The sequence below is a fragment of the Pseudomonas arabinosi genome (genome assembly GCF_047758675.1).
Classification (GTDB): domain Bacteria; phylum Pseudomonadota; class Gammaproteobacteria; order Pseudomonadales; family Pseudomonadaceae; genus Aquipseudomonas; species Aquipseudomonas arabinosi.
The window spans coordinates 2319980-2340070 of sequence record NZ_CP180480.1; the positions used below are offsets into that span (position 1 = coordinate 2319980).

The 20091-nt window shown below is 57.8% G+C and carries 21 protein-coding genes and 1 tRNA gene; 17 read left to right on the forward strand and 5 right to left on the reverse strand.

All coding sequences use genetic code 11. The features are described 5' to 3' along the window. The first annotated feature begins 36 nt into the window (after positions 1-36). The 6 genes from speE to ACMXYJ_RS10855 all read left to right on the forward strand — a co-directional run bounded on the left by speE (position 37) and on the right by ACMXYJ_RS10855 (position 5562). Complete coding sequence (speE, locus tag ACMXYJ_RS10830) at positions 37-912, forward strand: polyamine aminopropyltransferase (RefSeq protein ID WP_415759791.1); 876 nt, start codon at positions 37-39, stop codon at positions 910-912. Between the two features lie 168 nt (positions 913-1080). Then, entirely contained in the window at positions 1081-1314 is a 234-nt protein-coding gene (locus ACMXYJ_RS10835; protein WP_415759793.1) for a hypothetical protein, read from the forward strand. 213 nt (positions 1315-1527) lie between these two features. Next, on the forward strand, positions 1528-1869 hold the full coding sequence (locus ACMXYJ_RS10840) for a ribonuclease E inhibitor RraB (protein WP_415759794.1): 342 nt from the start codon (positions 1528-1530) through the stop codon (positions 1867-1869). Between the two features lie 514 nt (positions 1870-2383). After that, positions 2384-3793: a circularly permuted type 2 ATP-grasp protein gene (locus ACMXYJ_RS10845; protein ID WP_415759796.1), complete on the forward strand. Its 1410-nt coding sequence runs from the start codon at positions 2384-2386 to the stop codon at positions 3791-3793. A gap of 12 nt (positions 3794-3805) precedes the next feature. Further along, a complete protein-coding gene (locus tag ACMXYJ_RS10850; protein WP_008148807.1) occupies positions 3806-4756 on the forward strand; it encodes an alpha-E domain-containing protein in 951 nt (316 codons plus the stop codon). Beyond that, on the forward strand, positions 4753-5562 hold the full coding sequence (locus ACMXYJ_RS10855; protein WP_415759797.1) for a transglutaminase family protein: 810 nt from the start codon (positions 4753-4755) through the stop codon (positions 5560-5562). Before ACMXYJ_RS10850 ends, ACMXYJ_RS10855 begins: the two co-directional genes overlap by 4 nt. A 122-nt stretch (positions 5563-5684) precedes the next feature. Here the strand turns inward: ACMXYJ_RS10855 and ACMXYJ_RS10860 are convergent, their stop codons facing one another. Further along, positions 5685-6506 (reverse strand): c-type cytochrome, encoded by an 822-nt coding sequence (locus ACMXYJ_RS10860; RefSeq protein WP_415760707.1) that lies wholly within the window; start codon positions 6504-6506, stop codon positions 5685-5687. 596 nt (positions 6507-7102) lie between these two features. On the opposite strand from ACMXYJ_RS10860, the gene ACMXYJ_RS10865 reads away from it, so the two are divergent. The 3 genes from ACMXYJ_RS10865 (at position 7103) to ACMXYJ_RS10875 (ending at position 11315) form a co-directional block, all read left to right on the forward strand. Beyond that, positions 7103-8308 carry an acetyl-CoA C-acetyltransferase gene (locus tag ACMXYJ_RS10865; protein ID WP_415759799.1) on the forward strand — a complete coding sequence of 402 codons (1206 nt, stop codon included), beginning with the start codon at positions 7103-7105 and terminating at the stop codon, positions 8306-8308. A gap of 32 nt (positions 8309-8340) precedes the next feature. Continuing rightward, positions 8341-10485 carry a 3-hydroxyacyl-CoA dehydrogenase NAD-binding domain-containing protein gene (locus ACMXYJ_RS10870; RefSeq protein WP_415759801.1) on the forward strand — a complete coding sequence of 715 codons (2145 nt, stop codon included), beginning with the start codon at positions 8341-8343 and terminating at the stop codon, positions 10483-10485. A 95-nt stretch (positions 10486-10580) separates the two neighbouring features. Continuing rightward, entirely contained in the window at positions 10581-11315 is a 735-nt protein-coding gene (locus tag ACMXYJ_RS10875) for an amidotransferase (RefSeq protein ID WP_415759802.1), read from the forward strand. Positions 11316-11431: 116 nt separating this feature from the next. Here the strand turns inward: ACMXYJ_RS10875 and ACMXYJ_RS10880 are convergent, their stop codons facing one another. The 3 genes from ACMXYJ_RS10880 to ACMXYJ_RS10890 form a co-directional block, all read right to left on the reverse strand. After that, a complete protein-coding gene (locus tag ACMXYJ_RS10880) occupies positions 11432-12403 on the reverse strand; it encodes a magnesium and cobalt transport protein CorA (protein WP_415759803.1) in 972 nt (323 codons plus the stop codon). A gap of 162 nt (positions 12404-12565) precedes the next feature. Then, positions 12566-13288 (reverse strand): 1-acylglycerol-3-phosphate O-acyltransferase, encoded by a 723-nt coding sequence (locus ACMXYJ_RS10885; protein WP_415759805.1) that lies wholly within the window; start codon positions 13286-13288, stop codon positions 12566-12568. 215 nt (positions 13289-13503) lie between these two features. Continuing rightward, positions 13504-14193, reverse strand: a complete 690-nt coding sequence (locus tag ACMXYJ_RS10890) for a crotonase/enoyl-CoA hydratase family protein (RefSeq protein WP_415759806.1) — start codon at positions 14191-14193, stop codon at positions 13504-13506. A gap of 307 nt (positions 14194-14500) precedes the next feature. On the opposite strand from ACMXYJ_RS10890, the gene ACMXYJ_RS10895 reads away from it, so the two are divergent. From ACMXYJ_RS10895 to ACMXYJ_RS10930, 8 genes are all read left to right on the forward strand, one after another. Beyond that, a tRNA-Ser gene (locus tag ACMXYJ_RS10895) sits at positions 14501-14590 on the forward strand. A 327-nt stretch (positions 14591-14917) separates the two neighbouring features. Beyond that, positions 14918-15112 (forward strand): hypothetical protein, encoded by a 195-nt coding sequence (locus ACMXYJ_RS10900; RefSeq protein WP_082555884.1) that lies wholly within the window; start codon positions 14918-14920, stop codon positions 15110-15112. Positions 15113-15152: 40 nt separating this feature from the next. Next, a complete protein-coding gene (locus tag ACMXYJ_RS10905) occupies positions 15153-16490 on the forward strand; it encodes a serine hydrolase domain-containing protein (protein WP_415759807.1) in 1338 nt (445 codons plus the stop codon). Between the two features lie 35 nt (positions 16491-16525). After that, positions 16526-16846 carry a YbjQ family protein gene (locus tag ACMXYJ_RS10910; protein WP_415759809.1) on the forward strand — a complete coding sequence of 107 codons (321 nt, stop codon included), beginning with the start codon at positions 16526-16528 and terminating at the stop codon, positions 16844-16846. A gap of 667 nt (positions 16847-17513) precedes the next feature. Next, positions 17514-17885, forward strand: a complete 372-nt coding sequence (locus tag ACMXYJ_RS10915; RefSeq protein WP_059404653.1) for a hypothetical protein — start codon at positions 17514-17516, stop codon at positions 17883-17885. Between the two features lie 183 nt (positions 17886-18068). After that, positions 18069-18497 (forward strand): glycine zipper domain-containing protein, encoded by a 429-nt coding sequence (locus tag ACMXYJ_RS10920; protein ID WP_415759811.1) that lies wholly within the window; start codon positions 18069-18071, stop codon positions 18495-18497. A gap of 128 nt (positions 18498-18625) precedes the next feature. After that, a complete protein-coding gene (locus ACMXYJ_RS10925; protein WP_415759813.1) occupies positions 18626-18814 on the forward strand; it encodes a hypothetical protein in 189 nt (62 codons plus the stop codon). Between the two features lie 99 nt (positions 18815-18913). Beyond that, positions 18914-19126, forward strand: coding sequence for a hypothetical protein (locus ACMXYJ_RS10930; RefSeq protein ID WP_415759814.1), 213 nt, complete (start codon positions 18914-18916; stop codon positions 19124-19126). A 566-nt stretch (positions 19127-19692) separates the two neighbouring features. Here the strand turns inward: ACMXYJ_RS10930 and ACMXYJ_RS10935 are convergent. After that, positions 19693-20091, reverse strand: coding sequence for a hypothetical protein (locus tag ACMXYJ_RS10935; RefSeq protein WP_415759815.1), 399 nt, complete (start codon positions 20089-20091; stop codon positions 19693-19695).

Here is a 20091-nt window from a genome sequence, read left to right on the forward strand (position 1 = left end):
CGTCCGTTGCCAACCGCATCCATCGGAGCACTTCCCATGAGCAACACCCCGACCAGCGAGTACCTGGAAACCCTCTACGAAGGCTACGGCCAGCGTTTTCGCATGGAAAAACTGTTGTACGAAGTGCGCACCGAACACCAACACCTGGTGATTTTCGAAAACCCGCGCATGGGCCGCGTCATGGCGCTGGACGGCGTGATCCAGACCACCGAAGCCGACGAATTCATCTACCACGAGATGTTGACCCACGTGCCGATCCTGGCGCATGGCGCTGCCAGGCGCGTGCTGATCATCGGTGGCGGCGACGGCGGCATGCTGCGCGAAGTGGCCAAACACCGCAGCATCGAGCACATCACCATGGTCGAGATCGACGGCACCGTGGTCGACATGTGCAAGGAATTCCTGCCGAACCACTCCAAGGGTGCGTTCGCTGATCCACGCCTGAACCTGGTGATCGACGACGGCATGCGTTTCGTCGCCACCACCACCGAAAAATTCGACGTGATCATTTCCGATTCCACCGACCCGATCGGCCCGGGCGAAGTGCTGTTCTCGGAAAACTTCTACCAGGCCTGCCGTCGCTGCCTGAACGAAGGCGGCATCCTGGTGACCCAGAACGGCACGCCGTTCATGCAAATCGAAGAAGTCAAAACCACCGCCGGACGTCTGCGCAGCCTGTTCCCGGACTGGCACTTCTACCAGGCGGCCGTGCCGACCTACATCGGCGGCGCCATGACCTTCGCCTGGGGCGCGACCAATACCGCCTATCGCAAGTTGTCCCGCGAAACCCTGCAGCAGCGCTTCGCCGGCAGCGGCATCATCACCCGCTACTACAACCCGGAAATCCACATCGGCGCGTTCGCCTTGCCGCAATACGTCCTGCAGGCTGTGAACAAGCCTAGCAACGACTGATATCGAGCAAGCCAGAAAGGGCCCTCTCAGGTTGTGTGAAAACACACAGGAGACGGCCCTTTTTTCATGCTTCACTTATAGGTGTAGAAGGTCCGGTTGAACGATTGGCCGGGGAAGAATGTCGAGATACATGTAAGCCCATCCATGGGTTTTATCGAGGAGGCACTGATGCAAAAGTGGAAAATCACTTTCGTGGATGATCACGGTGAAACAGTCGATGAGGTCTTTGAGTGCGAGGAGTGCCCGGATAATGAGCACGCCGCCAAACTCATCAAGGCACGCCTCCTTCCTGTCGCTGCCGAGCTGGATCTGAATGATCTGGAAGGGCGAACCGCTGATGCGAGCGTCAAAAGTCTGAAAGCGCAGAACGCCATTCAAATCCTCGGCATCACGCCAATCTGAACATCTCCTGTCACATTCCTAACCAGGCCTTGGCAGCGGCTCTCTCTTGAGGCTACTCTGCAATCGAGATCAGCGAACGGATCGCTAAGGTCTGGTCTTGTCAGCTACATGCTTGCTTCCCACCGGCAACGTTGTTGCCGCATCGCTCGCCCCATTCGGTTGCGAGTGCCGGGAATACGGAAAGTCTATCCATCAGTCTGAGGGGGACGTTTCATGAGCACAGCCTATCAAGAAGACATCAGCACCAGCGTCTTGCGCCGCATGAAAGAAGGCGGTTTCGACTTTTCACGATTCCATCCCATCGAGTTCTACGCCATTTTCCCGGACGAGGAGCGGGCACGCAGGGCGGCAGGGCATTACTGTGGTGAATCCATGAATGCACAAATCAGCGTGCGCGATGACGGCGCGTGGTACCTGGAACTGAGCAAAGTGATGTACGCCACTTATGACGGCATCGGCGATTTTGAGCAGGATTTCGAGGCGGTGGTCGAGCCTTTGGGCGGCATCATCGAAGGATGGGGCGTCAAGCAGGAGGTACGAGGGCGACTCGCATAACTTATGAACAGTGACAACACTCAGCAACGGCTGACCTCAGGGTTGGCCGTTTTCGTTTCGGGGGTGATCAAGTCAAAAGCAAGATCAAAAGATCGCAGCCTTCGGCAGCTCCTACGTTGGGATGGCGTTTATCAATTGGGATGGCGTGCACCCTGTAGGAGCTGTCGAGTGAAACGAGGCTGCGATCTCTTGATCGTGCTTTTGATTCATAACGTTTCAAAAACGCAAAAAAAAACCGCCTAAACAGGCGGCTAAAGGGAAGTTCATCAAGTTTTCCAGCGAATGGGCGGATTATCCGCATCGACTCCCGGGCAGTGAAATCAACTCTGGCTATGCTGGTGATAGGCGACAACATTGCTTCGCAATGAAGCGGGGGCGATCAGGTGGGGGCATTTACCGCACAGGATTGGTGCGGTGCGTGCAGTGCAATTATCCAACTGATTGATATCAAAGCGTTTATGCCGATGGCACGGGCTTTGCGAAGCCCAGATGTCCGGGTGACAAGGAGTACGGCATGATCCGCACCTATTTTGATGAGATGTACGATGCCGGCGGCCAGGTCCGCCCGCATTATCGGGAGTTTGCCCGTTGGCTGTCCGAAACGCCTGACGAGCTTTTGGCACAACGGCGACGCGAGGCCGATCTGCTATTTCATCGCGCCGGGATAACATTCACGCTCTATGGTGATGAGCAAGGGACAGAGCGCCTGATTCCCTTCGACACCATCCCCCGCAGCATCCCCGCCAGTGAATGGCGAGTTGTCGAGCGCGGCTGCATTCAGCGGGTCAAGGCGTTGAACATGTTCCTCGCCGACCTTTATCACGAGCAGCGCATTATCAAGGCCGGCATAATCCCGGCCGAGCAAGTGCTGGCCAACGAGCAATACCAGTTGGCGATGCAAGGGCTGAATCTGCACCGCGATATCTATTCCCACATCTCCGGTGTCGATCTGGTGCGCGATGGCGACGGCACTTACTACGTGCTGGAAGACAACCTTCGTACACCGAGCGGCGTCAGCTACATGCTGGAAGACCGCAAGATGATGATGCGGTTGTTCCCCGAATTGTTCGCGGCCCAGCGCATTGCCCCTATCGACCACTATCCGAACCTGTTGCTCGACACCCTGAAAAGCTCCAGCCCGATTGATAACCCGAGCGTGGTGGTACTGACGCCGGGTCGTTTCAACAGCGCGTTCTTTGAACATGCATTTCTGGCGCGGGAAATGGGCGTTGAACTGGTGGAAGGCGCGGACTTGTTCGTGCGGGATGACAAGGTGTTCATGCGCACCACGGACGGGCCGAAAGCCGTCGACGTGATCTACCGTCGCCTCGACGATGCGTTCCTTGATCCGCTGGCGTTCAACCCGGACTCGATGCTTGGCGTTCCAGGGCTGCTGTCGTCCTATCGCTCCGGCAACGTGGTGCTGGCCAATGCCATCGGTACCGGGGTCGCGGACGACAAGTCGGTGTATCCCTTCGTCACGGACATGATCCGTTTCTACCTGGATGAAGAGCCGATTCTGAAGAATGTGCCGACGTGGCAGTGTCGTAATCCCTCCGAACTGTCCCACGTACTGGCCAATCTTCCAGAGTTGGTGGTCAAGGAAACCCAGGGCTCCGGCGGTTATGGAATGCTGGTTGGGCCGGCGGCAACGGCGGCGGAAATCGAGTCTTTCCGCGCGCGGATCAAAGCCAAACCCCATGCGTACATCGCACAACCGACGTTGTCCCTGTCGACCTGTCCGACCTTTGTCGAAAACGGCATTGCTCCACGCCACATCGACCTGCGTCCGTTTGTATTGTCTGGCCGCGAAACCCGGGTTGTGCCCGGCGGTTTGACCCGTGTTGCCCTGCGCGAAGGCTCCCTGGTGGTGAATTCATCCCAGGGCGGTGGAACCAAGGACACCTGGGTGGTCGAGGATTGAAGGAAGCCTGCCATGTTAAGTAGAACTGCCTCGGATTTGTATTGGATGTCGCGTTACCTGGAGCGGGCGGAAAACCTCGCACGGATGCTCGACATCAGTTATTCGCTGTCGCTGATGCCGCAGGATGGCCGTGGTGACGGCCTGCATGAACTCGCCATGCCGTTGCTGATCACCGGCACCCTGGACGATTACCTGGAGCGCCACGGCGAATTGCACGCTGAACGGCTGCTGCATTTCTTCGCCCTGGACGCGGCCAACCCGGCGAGCATCTACAGCTGCCTCGGCGCCGCGCGGGCCAGCGCCCATGCGGTACGTGGGCGAATCACCGCCGACATGTGGGAAAACATCAATGCCACCTGGCTGGAGATCCGCGGGATTGCCGATCAGGGCTTGAGTCGCTACGGCATGAGCCGTTTCTGCGAGTGGATCAAGGAACGTTCCCACCTGTTCCGCGGCGCGTCCTACGGCACGATCATGCGTAACGATGCGTTCCGCTTCATTCGTCTGGGGACGTTTATCGAAAGGGCCGACAACACGCTGCGCCTGCTCGACGCCCGCTACGAAATGGCTGGCGATCAGGCCGAGGCGGTCAGCGATGGCACCGCGCACGCGTATTACCAGTGGAGTGCTTTGCTGCGGGCGTTGTCCTCGTTCGAGGCCTACACCGAGATCTACCGCGATGCACCCGGCGCCCGGCATGTGGCCGAGTTGCTGTTGCTGCGCGCTGACGTGCCGCGTTCATTGCGCGCCTGCACCGAAGAAATCGACCAGATCCTTGCCCAGCTGCCGGGGGCCAACGGCCGTCCCGCGCAACGCCTGGCAGCGGAAATGGACGCACGCCTGCGCTACACCGGCATCACCGAAATTCTCGACGAAGGCCTGCACGCCTGGCTGACCGAATTCATCCCGCTGGTGCGCCAGTTGGGTAACGCCATACACAGTTCTTACCTGGAGGCTGCATGAGACTTTCCATTAGCCACGAGACCACCTATCACTACGAAGATCAGGTGCGGGCGAGCATCCAGTACCTGCGACTGACACCCCACGACAGCGAGCGCCAGCATGTGCTCAGCTGGCAGCTCGATTTGCCGCGTCCGGTGCGCGCGCAACTCGATCCGTTCGGCAACATCCTGCACGTGCTGACCATGGATGAGCCTCACGAGGCGATCATCATTGGCGCTCGTGGGCAGGTGGACATCGACGAATTGCGCGAGGCGGAGCATGAAAGCCAGTCGGCGCTGCCGTTCCTGCGTTTCACGCGCCTGACCGAAGCCGACGAAGCCCTGCGTGCGTTCGCCGAGAAGGAATGCAAGCAACGCCGGGATCGCACGGCGCTGATCGACTTGATGCATGGCCTGAACCAGCACATGACCTACACGCCGGGCTCCACCGAAGTGGACACCAGCGCCGCCCAGGCTTTCGCCGGGCGTTCGGGCGTCTGTCAGGACCACACCCACGCCTTTCTCGCCTGCGCCCGTAGCCTGGGCATTCCGTCGCGTTATGTGTCGGGCTATTTGTACAGCGAGAACAGTGAACACCTGGCCAGTCACGCCTGGGCGGAAGCCTGGCTCGATGACGCCTGGTACAGCTTCGACGTGACCAATGAATTGGCACGGCCCGAGCGTCATCTGAAACTGGCGGTGGGCCTGGATTACCTGGACGCCTGCCCGGTGCGTGGCATGCGGCGTGGCGGGGGTTGCGAGCAGATGCATGCGAAGGTGTTTGTTTCGCCAACGCCGATCCCGATTATCTCAGTCCAACAGCAATAATCCGGGATTTCATAAATCCCCTGTGGGAGCGAGCCTGCTCGCGATAGCGGTGTGTCAGCCACAGATTTACTGACTGAACGTCCGCTATCGCGAGCAGGCTCGCTCCCACAAGGGGATTGGTGTCAGGGCTTAACCTTCCGTCCTGCCATGTGCTTCAAATACCCCACCAACCTCTCCAGATCCCCGTCCGGCAAGACCGTCGCCGAGAACCCGGGCATCTTCGCCTGTGGCCACTGGCGCAAGCTCTGCGGATCACGAATGTAGCGCTTGAGGAAATCCGCGCCGAAATACTCGGTCGGGTTAAACGGAATATTCAGGTCCGGCCCAAACTGCGCATCCCCGGCGCCGTTCAATCGATGGCACGCCAGGCAATTCTTCTGAAACAGCGCAAAGCCCTTGTTCACCGGATCGTCAGCCTTCAACGCTGGATCGGGCAGCAGGGCAGGGAAGCGCTCGGCCACCGGTGCCATGCGCTTGATGCTCGCCACTTGAAAGGGCCATTGCTCGGGGCTGATGTCGCCCGCCTGCGGGTCTGTCCAGACCAGATAGAACGGCCCGGCGCCGGGTTTGCCTTCCGACAGCGATGGCCACGGCTTGGCGGGCTCTTCAATCGCCAGCCACGCGCGCGCGCCCTTGGTATTAAGCAATGGCGCAGCCGACAGTTCTGCGGCAAAACCATCCAGGGCCACTGCCTGTAAATGGTCTTCAGGTTTGATGCCGGTCAACAACGCAGCCACCGGAACAGCGCGATAGCTCATGTCCCGTTTGTAGGAAACGTCGTTACTGATGGTGATGGTCTGAACCTGAGGATGTTTGAGCAATTCCTCGGTTTGCCAGGTGCGACTGCTCGCGCCGAGCTCAAGGTTCAGCTGTGCGGCAGACAGAGGCGTGCTGAGCAGCAAGGCCCCGAACAAAATGAGCGTTTTCAAGTGATCGCCGTCCATGTCGTGGAAGTGCCACAAAGGTTGGCACACCCACGCTGGCCCGGGTAGCGAACCCGTCACATTTTTAGAGAGCGATATAAAACCTGGCGCCGTATTTTTTATTGACCGACTAGCCGATCACCTTGGTCAGGTTCGGCAAAATCAACAACAGCGTAGTGGCGAAAAGAATGAGCCCGGCTTGACGTACTTTCGATTGTTTGAACATGGCTTGACCGCCTTTATTGTTATTTCCTGATGCCTGCCTGCATTTCTCCATGACGGCAGAGCGGTGCACTTCCTGTTTGACGAGCGCCTCGGCAAAACCCGACGACAACTTCGTACAAGTTCACCTTAGAGCCCGCGTCACGCTTGGTTTAGATCCATTTCGTATGGACTTCACCTGAATTGCTCTTAAAAAGACATGAGGCCTAATGCCAGCTTCTTGGGCGCCCGTTTGCTAGACAGCTCGGTGTCCTGAATCGGTTAATCCGGTGGTTGCCTACCGTCCGTCTGAGCGTGACCGTCAACATCAGTGAGCACTGCGGTCATTGAATCCGGGGCCGCTCGGCCTAAGGTGGGGACTCTGCATTTACTCCCCGCTCAGGTTCGAGGACGTCATGACCCAAGCTTTGATTTTCGACGCGTTACGCACGCCCCGTGGCAAAGGCAAGGCCAATGGCGCCTTGCACAGCGTCAAACCGGTGAACCTGGTGGCCGGGCTGCTCACGGCGCTGCAACAGCGCACGTCTCTGGACACCAGTCAGGTCGACGATGTGGTACTGGGCTGCGTAACGCCCATCGGCGACCAGGGTTCCGACATCGCCAAAACCGCGACCCAGGTGGCGGATTGGGACGTCAGCGTGGCGGGTTTGCAGATCAACCGCTTCTGCGCCTCGGGGCTGGAGGCGGTGAACCTCGGCGCGATGAAGGTGCGTTCCGGCTTCGAAGACCTGGTGGTGGTCGGCGGCGTCGAGTCCATGTCCCGCGTGCCGATGGGCAGCGATGGCGGCGCCTGGGCACACGACCCGGAAACCAGTTTTCACAGCCATTTCGCCCCTCAAGGCGTGGGCGCGGACTTGATCGCCACGATCGAAGGCTTCAGCCGTCAAGACGTCGATGCCTATGCGCTGCACTCCCAGCAAAAGGCTGCGCGGGCAAGGGCCGACGGTTCGTTCAACAAATCGCTGGTGCCGGTGCAGGACCAGAACGGCATCATCCTGCTCGATCACGATGAATTCATTCGCGCCGGATCGACCATGGAAGGCTTGGGCCAGCTCAAGCCGAGCTTCGAGATGATCGGGCAAATGGGCTTCGATGCCACCGCACTTCGGGTCTTCAGCCATGTTGAGCGGATCAACCACGTGCACACGGCGGGTAACAGTTCCGGGATCGTCGATGGCGCGGCGCTGATGCTGATCGGCTCCGAAGCCAAGGGGCGGGCGCTGGGTTTGCAACCGCGGGCGCGGATCGTCGCCACCGCCGTCACCAGTACCGACCCGACCATCATGCTCACCGGCCCTGCGCCGGCCACCCGCAAGGCACTGGCCAAGGCCGGGTTGCGGGTTGAAGACATCGACTTGTTCGAGGTCAACGAAGCCTTTGCCTCGGTGGTGCTGAAATTCATCAGGGACATGGCAATAGACCCGGACAAGATCAATGTCAACGGCGGCTCCATCGCCATGGGCCACCCGCTGGGCGCCACCGGCTGCGCAATCCTCGGCACGTTGCTCGATGAACTGGAAACCCGACGCCTGCGCTATGGCCTCGCGACGCTGTGTGTCGGCGGCGGCATGGGCATCGCCACCATCATTGAACGCCTCTGAGCCCCGACCGACTTCAAGGAAGCACTTTCATCATGACTGAAGCCATTCGTTACGAAAAAGGTCAGGACCAGATCGTCGTCCTGACCATCGACATGCCGGGCCAGAGCGCCAACACCATGAACGCGGTCTACCGCGAAGCCATGGCCGCGTGTGTTGCCAGACTCGTTGCCGACAAAGACACCCTCGCCGGCGTGATCATCACCTCGGCCAAGAAAACCTTCTTTGCCGGCGGCGACCTCAATGAACTGATCAAGGTCGGCAAGCCTGAAGCCAAAGCCTTCTATGACATGGTGCTGACGCTCAAAGGGCAGCTGCGAACCCTGGAAACCCTCGGCAAACCGGTGGTCGCCGCGATCAACGGCGCCGCGTTGGGCGGCGGTTGGGAAATCTGCCTGGCGTGCCATCACCGGGTGGCGCTGGACGATTCTTCGGTGCAACTCGGCTTGCCGGAAGTGACCCTCGGCCTGCTGCCGGGAGGCGGCGGGGTGGTGCGCATGGTGCGGATGCTCGGTATTGAAAAAGCCTTGCCCTATCTGCTCGAGGGCAAGAAAGTCCGGCCGCAGCAGGCGTTGCGGGCGGGTCTGATTGATGAGTTGGCGGCGGATTGTGATGAACTGCTGGCCAAGGCACGCGCCTGGATTATCGCCCATCCTTCAGCTGTGCAGCGCTGGGACGTGAAGGGTTACCAGATTCCCGGTGGCACGCCGTCGAACCCGAAAGTCGCGCAAATGCTGGCCATCACGCCGTCGATTCTGCGCAGCAAAACCCAGGGCTGCCTGCCCGCGCCAGAGAAAATCCTCTGCGCCGTGGTAGAAGGTGCTCAGGTGGATTTCGACACCGCGCACCTGATCGAAACCCGTTACTTCACCGAGTTGACCACCGGCCAGGTGTCGAAAAACCTGATCGGCACATTCTGGTTCCAACTCAACGAAATCAATGCCGGCAGCTCGCGGCCTCAGGGTTTTGCGCCCTACGTGACGCGTCGGGTGGGTGTGCTGGGCGCAGGCATGATGGGCGCCGGAATCGCCTTTGTCAGCGCGTCGGCCGGCATCGACGTGGTGCTCAAGGACATCAATCTTGCGGCCGCGCAGAAGGGCAAGGCTCATTCGGCGGCGCTGCTGGACAAGAAGGTTGCGCGTGGCCAATTGAGTGCCGATCAGCGCGATGCAACGTTGGCGCGAATTCACCCCACTGAAAGCGATGCCGATCTGGCCGGTTGTGATCTGATCATCGAAGCGGTGTTTGAAGATCGCAATCTGAAAGCCAACGTCTCTTCGGCGGCGCAAAAAGTCGTTGGCCCGGACGCGGTGATTGCTTCCAACACGTCGACCTTGCCAATCAGCGGCCTCGCTGCTGCCGTGCCGGATCAGAGCAAATTCATCGGCCTGCATTTCTTCAGCCCCGTGGAGAAAATGCCCTTGGTAGAAATCATCAAAGGCGCCCACACCAGCGACGAAACCCTGGCTCGCGGCTTCGATTTCGTCCTGCAAATCAAGAAAACGCCGATTGTGGTCAACGACAGTCGCGGCTTCTTCACCTCGCGGGTGTTCGGCACATTCACCAACGAAGGCATCGCCATGCTGGGCGAAGGTGTGAGCGCGCCGATGATCGAGACCGAAGCGCGCAAGGCCGGCATGCCGATCGGACCTCTGGCGATCTCCGACGAAGTTTCCCTCAGCCTGATGAGCCATATCCGTCAGCAAACCGCCAAAGACCTGCAAGCAGAAGGGAAACCGCTGATTGAGCACCCGGCGTTCGCCGTGATTGACTTGCTGCTTTACGAATACAAACGTCCGGGCAAGGCTGCGGGTGGCGGTTTCTACGATTATCCGGCCCGTGGGCAGAAGCATCTGTGGCCAGAGCTGAAAAGCCGTTTCGAGAAGGCTGACGGGCAGATTTCGCCGAAGGACGTGCGTGATCGACTGCTGTTCGTGCAGGCCATCGAAACCGTGCGCTGTGTGGAGGAGGGGGTGTTGACCTCGACGGCGGACGCCAACGTCGGCTCGATCTTCGGCATTGGCTTCGCGGCCTGGACCGGTGGAGCGCTGCAGTTCATCAACCAGTACGGCGTTAAAGATTTCGTCGCCCGCGCCCAGTATCTGGCGGAGCAGTATGGCGAGCGATTCGCGCCCCCTGCGCTATTGCTGGAGAAAGCAGCCAAAGGGGAGGCGTTCTAGGGGACGGGTGACGCATTCCGGGGCTTGCCTTGCCACTGTGTTTCAAGGCAGGCTCTGGGATGTGCATTATTCCCATCACGTGTCAGGTATTTTTTATGTCGTTACGCATCTGCATTCTGGAAACCGACATCCTGCGTCCGGAACTGGTCGATCAATATCAGGGTTACGGGCAGATGTTCCAGCGTCTGTTTTCGCAGCAACCCATCGCTGCCGAGTTCACTGTGTACAACGTGATGCAGGGCGAGTATCCCGGCGATGAGCTGACGTTCGATGCCTACCTGGTCACTGGCAGCAAGGCCGATTCCTTCGGCACCGACCCGTGGATTGAAACCCTCAGGGCTTACCTGCTGACCCGCTACGAGCGCGGCGACAAACTGCTGGGCGTGTGCTTCGGCCATCAACTGTTGGCGCTGCTGCTGGGTGGCAAGAGCGAACGTGCAACCCAAGGCTGGGGCGTCGGCACCCACAACTACAAACTCGCCGCCAAGGCGCCATGGATGAGCCCGGTGAGGGAAGAACTGACTTTATTGATCAGCCATCAAGACCAGGTCACCGCGCTCCCGGAAAACGCCACGGTCATCGCTTCCAGCGATTTCTGCCCGTTTGCCGCGTACCACATCAACGATCAGGTGCTGTGCTTCCAGGGACATCCGGAGTTCATTCACGATTACTCGCGCGCGCTGTTGGATATTCGTCAGGAAGCGCTGGGAGAGCAGATTTATTCGAAAGGTATGGCGAGCCTTGAGCACGACCATCACGGCGCTACCGTTGCGGAGTGGATGATGCGGTTTGTGGCGCACAAGCCTGAGGATGAAGCGGTTAAAAGCTAAAAGCTTCGCGAGCAAGCCCGCTCCCACATTGGATCTGTGTCACGACGAAGATCCAATGTGGGAGCGGGCTTGCTCGCGAATGGGGGTAACCGGTTCTCACTGAAAAACGTGTGGCTCTACAACCACCCTGACCGCTTGAAGCTCGCCCACAAACCCACACAACCCACTGCAATAAACCCCAACACCCCGAAATACCCGTAATGCCAACTCAACTCCGGCATGTTCTGGAAGTTCATCCCGTAAATCCCCGCCACCGCCGTCGGGAACGCCAGAATTGCCGCCCACGCCGCAAACTTGCGCTGCACCACGCTTTGGCGTGACGCCTCCAGCAACACCCCAACTTCAATGGTCTGGCTGGCAATGTCCGCGAGCGTCGTCAGGTCTTCCATTTGCCGCGTCACATGAATCTGCACATCGCGAAAGTACGGACGCATGTTCTTGTCGATGAATGGAAAGCTGAGTTTCTGCAGCTCCTCACCAATCTCCACCATCGGCGCCGCATACCGACGCAAACGCAAGACGTCACGGCGCAGACTGTGAAGTTTTTGAATATCGCGCTCGTTCAGGGAGCTACACATGACGTTGCGTTCCAGCTCATCGATCTCGGCATGGATCGCTTCACCCATGGGCTGGTAGTTTTCAATCACGAAATCGAGGATGGCATAGAGTACGAAATCTTCCCCGTGCTCCAGCAATATCGGACGCGCCTCACAACGCTGTCGGACATAGGCGTAGGACGCTGAATGACCGTTGCGAGCGGTAATGATGTAACCGTTGCCGGCAAAGATATGAGTTTCAATGAACTCCAATTTGCCTTCATGCCGGATCGGCGAATACGTGACGATGAACAGTGCATCGCCGAAGGTTTCCAGCTTCGGTCGACTGTGTTTTTCCAGGGCGTCTTCGATGGCCAGTTCGTGCAAGTTGAACTGGCGTTGCAGATTGAACAGCTCCTGGGCATTCGGCTCTTCGAGGCCGATCCAGACAAAGTGGCCGGGCTTTGCCGCCCAGGCAGCGCCTTCGTCGAGCGTGAGATTGGTGACTTTCTTACCGGCGCTATAAACCGCAGCAGCAACAACTCTACCCATGATAGTGATTCACTTCTTATTGGCAGCTTTCTATTAGCAAAGATGGCAGTGACAGGCAGTCTCCAGCTTAGCCCTGTCTGCTGCTTGAGAGTCAGTGAAATCTGTTGAGTTCGTAGGCAAAAGCTCGCGGGCAAAAGAAAACCCGCACAAGGCGGGTTTCTTTTACGCGGCTTGCAGTTGCCGGTCCATCGAAGCGATGCACTCGCGCATCTGCTCGCGGCACTGGGCAATCAGCAGCGGCATGTCATCCAGGCTCAATCCAGCCGTAGGAATCGCCGGTAACGAACGGATCAGAATCTTCCCACTGCGCCAACGGTTCAATCGCATGTGTTTAACGTAACTGCTGACACACACCGGAACAATCGGCACCCCGGCGGCAATGGCCATTTGAAAGGCGCCTTTCTTGAACGGCAGCAACTCTTCGCCCAGGTTGCGCGTGCCTTCCGGGAAGACCCAAATTGACGTGTCTTCATTCTGTAACGTGTGGGTAGTGGTCAGCATCGACTTGCGCGCTTTCTGCGCATTGCCGCGATCGATCAGCACATTGCCCGCCAGCCAGAACAACTGACCAAACAGCGGTACCCACTTCAGACTCTTCTTGCCGATACACACGGTGCGGCGGGGCACCACATTGCCGAACACAAACAGATCGTAGTTGGACTGGTGGTTGGCGATGATCACGCAGCTGTCGGGTTTATCCATCAGCGGTCCAACATCGGCCTTAACCCGCAGACGCAAAATGCACATCGCCGGCCATGCATAAAGACGCGCGCACAAACGGCTGTTGTCCGGATTGAACGGTCGGCACAGGCCGAGAATCACCCCAAGCACACCGGCCAGAATAAAGTGCAGGCCCATCAGTAACATACGAAACACAAACAGCATTTACAGGCCCCACCGGGACAAAAGGTGGCGCAGTGTACGGATGTGCACTGTTTTCGGCAATTGCCACTATAGAGGTGGGAGATAGGCGATGTTTAAGCGCATGTTTCCGACTTATGGGTCAGATGCGATCTAGAGCGGTTGTAGGCTTTTCAACGGAGCGCGTAAGAAAAAGCCCGACACGACGGTCGGGCTTTTTCGGTGTGGCACGTTTGGGTTTAAACCAAAAAATCCTGATCCTGGATGATTGCGTTGTCCAGCCTCTCCAGCAGCGCTTTGCGCACTTTGAGCTTGGTGTTCTTGTGAGCGGTCATGTTGATCTTCTTCAACTGACGAGCCGCCGTCAGCGCCGCGCCGTGCAGCTCTTCGGCCGACACCACCAGGTCGAAGAACCCGGCATCCACGGCGCTTTGCGGATTAAACATTTCAGCGTTGATGACGGCGCGATGGAATGCCGACTTGCGCAGACGATCACGGGCCAACTCGATACCGGCGTGGTGCATGGTCATGCCGATCTGCACTTCGTTCAGGCCAATGCTGAACGGGCCGTCGACACCAATGCGGTAATCCACCGACAACAGCAGGAACGCGCCCTTGGCCACCGCATGCCCAGGGCATGCCACGATCACCGGGAACGGGTGCGCCAACAGACGACGGGCCAGCGTCGAACCGGCAGTCACCAGCGCCACGGCCTCTTTAGGACCGGAGGTCATCACCTTCAAGTCATAACCGCCCGACAGCATCCCGGGCGTACCGGTAATGATCACCACCGCACGATCAGTCACCGCCTGATCCAGCGCGGCGTTAAACGCAACAATCACGTCTGGAGAGATGGCATTGACCTTGCCATTGCTCAAGGTCAGGGTCGCGATACCGTCTTCGAGATGGTAGGAAATCAACTCACTCATGACGCTATTCCTTTCAATAAAGTAGGGCAGACGTTACTCACCGCCGCAGGCCAGGTAAAGCGCCGTGACTGACCGCCCAGTCACCCTTTCCCCGCCCGGCAAGCGTCGCCCGCCACGCAGGCCACGCATTCCCCACTATATAGAGGAGGGCGCGAAGCCGGAGATTGGCGGGTTTGCCATGGACTGGAACCTGCTCGGACGACTAAAACGCTAAGCGCATGAAAATTCTGCAAAAAAAGTTTGCCATCGGAAAAGCTTTCGACTACATTAGCGCGCCTCGACAGACAGAACTTGTTTGAAGAGATACGGTGAAGTGTCCGAGTGGCTTAAGGAGCACGCCTGGAAAGTGTGTATACAAGAAATTGTATCGAGAGTTCGAATCTCTCCTTCACCGCCAAATTCGATGTAACCAAAACCCCTGATTTCGAAAGAAGTCAGGGGTTTTGTGGTTTCTGGCGTCTGGATTTTGCGGATGGCAATGTTATTGACCCAAGCCCATCGGCGAAGGCGCTTCCGAAATTCATGTAGGACGGGTGATAGGCATGTGGGAAGTAATGCTGGAAAGCCAGGTAGCTGGGTGCTTTCATAGGTTTCGGCACCTGACTCGAGCCGTTTCGTGAGGGTATTCGCTATGCGCCTTTAGGGGGCAAAATGAATCAACGGCAAGGCACATGACGCGGCCTATTATCTGGAAGGACGAACGCACGTTATGCAGGAATTCACCATGAAACAGGCCGAACTGGAAAAGGTTCATGTGGAGATCGTCAAACTGATGGCTGAGCAGCGCAAGCTGAACGCCGAGGCCGGGAAGATGACCCGTGAGACTTTTTGGTATCCGGTGGCTGTAGCGACCGGGTTGATTGGCACGGTGGCCACTGTCACCGCAACTGTCACCGCAGTGTTGGTCAAGCTGCTCTAACCTGTTGGACTGCCCAAAACCCCTCGAATGGAATCGAACAATGTCTCACCCTTGCGCCGCTTCCCGTCGTATAGCTATTTCCCTCACCGCCGCGCTGATAAGTACCGTCTCCTTATTCGCCACAGCATCCACAACCAGGACTTTCCCCGATGCTGAAGCCAGCGACCCCGCAAAACTCGGCTGGATGGTCGGCTCGCCACCCCCTGCAGATCGCACCGTGCGTTTCGAAGACGGCAGCTATTTCCAGTTCCCGGCGATGCGCTGGAGTGTCTCTAACTTCCGTCAACTGATGCCTACGATCAACGTTTCACGGGGGCTCGGCGCGCCGGTTCCATTGGTGTCTGCGCTGCGCAAAGACATCGATGCGATCAACTTCGTCCCGCTGGGCGCGAAGGCTCCGATGACCTGGGAGCAATCCCTTGCGGCCACCTACACCGACGGGATTGTGGTGATGCATCGCGGGAAAGTGGTCTACGAGCGTTACTTTGGCGTGCTGAAGCCTGAAGGCCAGCACGCGGCAATGTCGGTGACCAAGTCCGTGATCGGCACGTTGGGGGCGATGTTGGTGGCAGAAGGGCGAATCGATGCGAACAAGCACGTCGCCGAATACGTCCCTGAACTGGCGGCTTCCGCATTTGGCAGCGCCACGGTGCGCCAGGTCCTCGATATGACGACCGGCCTCAAGTACAGCGAGGACTACGCCGACCCGAACGCCGAGGTCTGGGCTCATGCAAAAGCCGGCAGCCCTCTGCCCAAGCCAAAGGACTACAGCGGTCCGCGAAGTTACTATGAGTTTTTGCAGACGGTTCAACCGCAAGGCGAACACGGCAGCGCGTTTGGCTACAAGACCGTCAATACCGATGTACTGGGCTGGATCATCGCTCGAGCGACCGGTCGCAACGTCGCACAGTTGTTGTCGGAACGTATCTGGAGTCGTTTGGGTACTGAGCAGGACGCCTATTTCACGGTGGACTCCATTGGCACCCCGTTTGCCGGCGGCGGCTTGAACACCGGTTTGCGTGACCTGGCACGGTTTGGCGAGATGTTGCGTAATGACGGCCAGTTCAACGGTCAGCAAATCGTGCCCAAAGCGGTGGTTGACGACCTCCGTCGCGGCGGCGACAAGCAGGCATTCGCCCAGGCGGGTTACGATTTGTTGAAGGGTTGGAGCTACCGTTCAATGTGGTGGGTGACCAACAAAGAGGGCGGAGCCTTCATGGCGCGTGGGGTTCATGGGCAACGCATTTATGTAGACCCGAAAGCCGAGATGGTGATTGTTCGCTACGCCTCCCACCCGGTCGCCAGTAACTCGGCTAACGATCCGGTCACCTTGCCGGCGTTTGATGCGTTGGCTCAACATCTGTCCAGGTTGCCTTGAGTAATTACCCTCGGGCCATGAAAGAAGGAAATTTAATGATCACCACCACAACCCACTCCATCGAAGGCCGACAAATCACCGCCTATCTGGACATCGTCAGTGCCGAGTCGGTGCAGGGTGTCAACGTGATCCGCGATATGTTCGCTGGGATGCGGGATTTTTTCGGTGGGCGCTCTCAGACATTGGAGCGGGCGCTGAAGGAGGCACGGATTCAGGCAACCGACGAGTTGAAGGAGCGGGCGCGGGCACTTCAGGCTGATGCGGTGGTGGGGCTTGATTATGAGATCAGCATGCCGGCCGGGAAAGGCGGAATGGTGGTGGTGTTCGTGACCGGGACGGCGGTCAAGTTGAGGTGATTTGAGTCACGCTGCCGTTCGTCGGGGACGCAATAATCCGAACTACAAGTCCGGTAATGACTGACTAGTCTCAAAAGCGTTGAAGGTCGATATTTTCCAGGCAAATAGGGCTTGCCGGTGTCGACCCTTTTTTGAGAGGGGAAAGGTATGGCTGATTCGTATATCGAAGACGACGGGTCTGAGTTTCCGATCAATAATTGCGTGCAGTGTGGTCAAGCGGAGTATGTGCAGGGCTTTGGTGAGAACCGGGTCCAGGTCGCCAAATTGAAATCCAAGGTGCCCCGAACCGAAAAAGCGAATTTCTTGCCCAAGAGGATGCCGTCTTCCAGGAAGTAACCGTCAACTGGATAACCCCCGCCATTGAGCGGGGTTTTCATTTTCACAACGTCGACTGTTGGGATTTGGACTACAGATACATAACCCGCTGTTGGTATTTTTTTTCACAAACTTTTCACACCTACCTACGTAGGCTCAACTCATCCGTTAGAAAGCAGTACCTGGCCCGTTCCCCAGCGGGCTTTTTTTTGCCTGTCATAAAACCTTTTCTAAAAACGCTGTCCAACCGTCGCCTATTGCGAGGTTGTACCCGTGCGTGTCTGGACTTTGTCTCCTCTAAAGCATTCAATCTCGCCCCTTTCGGTTACCCCCTTTTTTTGAGGTTCTTGTCATGCGTTTAACACTGCCTGCTTTGGTTCTGGGGCTTTTGGTTGCTCAAGGTGCGATGGCTGCGGGTGATGGCACTGCCGCCATCGGTGGTGGTTTGGGTGGCGCGCTGGGTAATGTGGTCGGCCAGAGCATGGGCGGCAGCACCGGTGCAGCAATTGGTGCTGGTGTCGCGGGCGCGGCCGGCAGTGCTGTTGCAGCACGCAAAGGCAGCCGCACTAAAGCCGCCATTGGCGGTGGTGTCGGCGCGGCCGGTGGTTCGGTGATCGGCAACAGCCTGGGCGGCAAGACCGGTTCCACCATTGGCGCAGGTTTGGGCGGCGCATTGGGCGGCGGCGTGGGCAGCAACCTGGCCAAAGGTCACAAGCGTCACTGATCCTGATCGATCAGCTGAAAAAGCCCGGCTTGATGCCGGGCTTTTCGTATCTGGATATTTCTTCTTCACACTCTTCGGAACTACAGCTGTCCAACGATCAGCGCTGGTGTGATGAAAACGCTAGACTCACGCCATCCGTAACGCGTTCTCTTACCCCCGATACGGAATTTAGAGGTTCATATCATGCGTTTGACATTGTCCACGTTGGTTCTGGGACTTTTGGTCGCTCAAGGTGCAATGGCCGCCGGTGACGGCACTGCTGCAGTTGGCGGTGGTATTGGCGGTGCGCTAGGTAACGTGGTCGGCCAGCAAATGGGCGGCAGCACGGGTGCCGCGATTGGCGCCGGTGTAGGCGGCGCGGCAGGTAGCGCGGTCGGCGCGAACAAAGGCAGTCGCACAGAAGCGGCTATTGGTGGTGGTCTGGGATCGGCCGGTGGCTCGGTGATCGGCAATAGCCTGGGCGGCAAGACCGGTTCGACCATTGGCGCAGGCCTGGGCGGCGCGGCGGGTGGTGCGGTAGGCAACAACCTGGGTAACGATAGCGGCAGTTCGCACTCCGGTAGCGGCCACAAGCATAAGCATAAAAACAAGCACAAGAACAAACATCACTGATTCGACATCTAACTACACCAGAAACCCGGCCCAGCGCCGGGTTTTTCGTTCCTGGTAGCAGGACTCTGGAACGTTTGGTCGTGGGCCGCCTCGAACTTCATACACCCCAGAATGTTGTGAGGCATGCCATGACTCCTGAAACAGAAGGCAAGGAAGAAAAAGGCCCGAGCGGGCTTCCGTTCATTAACGATCCAGGAAACGAAGACCCAGGCTCACTGATGGATGACGCAACGGTGCCGCTCAATGATTCCGATGATGCGGGCGACGTCGGAAATATCGAGTTCGAAGACGAGGAAGAGGATGAGGACGAAAATTGACCCTGCTGTTTGACCGATCGTCTCTCTGATCGAACTCAGCGCAGGGCGCAATCCTCGAAACTTCAGGGCCTGCTATTCAGGCCCCACGAGAGGTGCCTTATGAACGCTGATCCGAAAGACTCCGACATCGACGATACCCCCGAATATCCGCTGCCTTCACCGACCGATCCCCTGAGTCGTGATCAACGTCCGCCTGATGACGACACCGCTGTAGAGCAGTTGCCGTCTGATGAAGTGAAGCGTGGGGATGTGGAAGCTCTCACCGACGACCCGGACATCGCCGGTGAAGACGGCTCAAACGAACCAAGCTGAACATACGCTGTGGCGCAGCGCCATTCGTCGATTGTGCGGCACCTTTAAAAAGCGATGACTGCCAGAAATCAGGTACGCACCTTTTAAAGGAGATACACCATGATCAGGTCAAAATTGACGGCCCTGACGGTGATCGGCGTGTTGTCGGCCGGCTCAATGTCGGCGTTTGCCCAGTCCTCCGGCAACGATGCACCTGTGGATAAGGGCGGGATGCCGCCGTACTCCGAAATGAATGCGGGCTCCGCGGACGAGAAGGCGCTGCCGCCTGGCGCTATTAAGGGTGGGAATGGTGGTGATGCAAATGGAAGTAGCACCAGCCCGGAGAAGGGAAGCGGGGCGATGAGTGGTGGAGATTCGATGGGGAGCGGTTCTGGGAGTGGGTCTGGAGGATCCGGTAGTTCTGGGATGAGTGGGAGCGGGAGCGGTGGGAGTTCGGGGCGTGCGGGAGGAGGAACTGGGGGGGCAGGTGGTGGTACGAGTGGTTCGGGTGGTTAAGTCCGAATTCTTACCGGAAGATGAGCCCAGTTCTAACTGGGCTTTTTCCAGATACTTTATATTTACCCTAGCTACTCGTCGGAGATATCAGACTCAACCCATTGCATGAAAAACTCTTCCTGAACCTCAGGTTCGTTTGTCAGATTATTTTCCTCGTAATCAAAGATACTTACTAAATCACTTCTTAATGCTTGTTTACCCAGTGTCAGCTCATATGCTTTTACACCTAACGACATCTGTGAGGACATACTAGAGGGGTGTACGTTTATTTTTGCTCCTTTACACAAAAAAGTTACGTCACGATGGTCTTTCCTGACATGACCCAGGCATTTGTAAAAATCGTCGCCAGAGTATGAGTTTCGATAACCATCTTCCATAACAAAAGTGATGCTCAGATTTTCGGAGTCACAGAGAAGCTCAGCGGATTGACGCTTGCCATTTTTGATTATCAAAATCGTTACGCTGTCCAC

Excerpts from the sequence above, each read along its gene's own strand:
- speE (WP_415759791.1), top strand. The coding sequence starts at position 37 with ATGAGCAACACCCCGACCAGCGAGTACCTGGAAACCCTCTACGAAGGC.
- ACMXYJ_RS10870 (WP_415759801.1), top strand. The coding sequence starts at position 8,341 with ATGACTGAAGCCATTCGTTACGAAAAAGGTCAGGACCAGATCGTCGTC.
- ACMXYJ_RS10860 (WP_415760707.1), bottom strand. The coding sequence starts at position 6,506 with ATGGACGGCGATCACTTGAAAACGCTCATTTTGTTCGGGGCCTTGCTG.
- ACMXYJ_RS10915 (WP_059404653.1), top strand. The coding sequence starts at position 17,514 with ATGCGTTTAACACTGCCTGCTTTGGTTCTGGGGCTTTTGGTTGCTCAA.
- ACMXYJ_RS10925 (WP_415759813.1), top strand. The coding sequence starts at position 18,626 with ATGACTCCTGAAACAGAAGGCAAGGAAGAAAAAGGCCCGAGCGGGCTT.
- ACMXYJ_RS10865 (WP_415759799.1), top strand. The coding sequence starts at position 7,103 with ATGACCCAAGCTTTGATTTTCGACGCGTTACGCACGCCCCGTGGCAAA.
- ACMXYJ_RS10855 (WP_415759797.1), top strand. The coding sequence starts at position 4,753 with ATGAGACTTTCCATTAGCCACGAGACCACCTATCACTACGAAGATCAG.
- ACMXYJ_RS10920 (WP_415759811.1), top strand. The coding sequence starts at position 18,069 with ATGCGTTTGACATTGTCCACGTTGGTTCTGGGACTTTTGGTCGCTCAA.
- ACMXYJ_RS10850 (WP_008148807.1), top strand. The coding sequence starts at position 3,806 with ATGTTAAGTAGAACTGCCTCGGATTTGTATTGGATGTCGCGTTACCTG.
- ACMXYJ_RS10910 (WP_415759809.1), top strand. The coding sequence starts at position 16,526 with ATGATCACCACCACAACCCACTCCATCGAAGGCCGACAAATCACCGCC.
- ACMXYJ_RS10835 (WP_415759793.1), top strand. The coding sequence starts at position 1,081 with ATGCAAAAGTGGAAAATCACTTTCGTGGATGATCACGGTGAAACAGTC.
- ACMXYJ_RS10930 (WP_415759814.1), top strand. The coding sequence starts at position 18,914 with ATGAACGCTGATCCGAAAGACTCCGACATCGACGATACCCCCGAATAT.
- ACMXYJ_RS10885 (WP_415759805.1), bottom strand. The coding sequence starts at position 13,288 with ATGCTGTTTGTGTTTCGTATGTTACTGATGGGCCTGCACTTTATTCTG.
- ACMXYJ_RS10875 (WP_415759802.1), top strand. The coding sequence starts at position 10,581 with ATGTCGTTACGCATCTGCATTCTGGAAACCGACATCCTGCGTCCGGAA.
- ACMXYJ_RS10905 (WP_415759807.1), top strand. The coding sequence starts at position 15,153 with ATGTCTCACCCTTGCGCCGCTTCCCGTCGTATAGCTATTTCCCTCACC.
- ACMXYJ_RS10840 (WP_415759794.1), top strand. The coding sequence starts at position 1,528 with ATGAGCACAGCCTATCAAGAAGACATCAGCACCAGCGTCTTGCGCCGC.
- ACMXYJ_RS10900 (WP_082555884.1), top strand. The coding sequence starts at position 14,918 with ATGAAACAGGCCGAACTGGAAAAGGTTCATGTGGAGATCGTCAAACTG.
- ACMXYJ_RS10880 (WP_415759803.1), bottom strand. The coding sequence starts at position 12,403 with ATGGGTAGAGTTGTTGCTGCTGCGGTTTATAGCGCCGGTAAGAAAGTC.
- ACMXYJ_RS10845 (WP_415759796.1), top strand. The coding sequence starts at position 2,384 with ATGATCCGCACCTATTTTGATGAGATGTACGATGCCGGCGGCCAGGTC.
- ACMXYJ_RS10890 (WP_415759806.1), bottom strand. The coding sequence starts at position 14,193 with ATGAGTGAGTTGATTTCCTACCATCTCGAAGACGGTATCGCGACCCTG.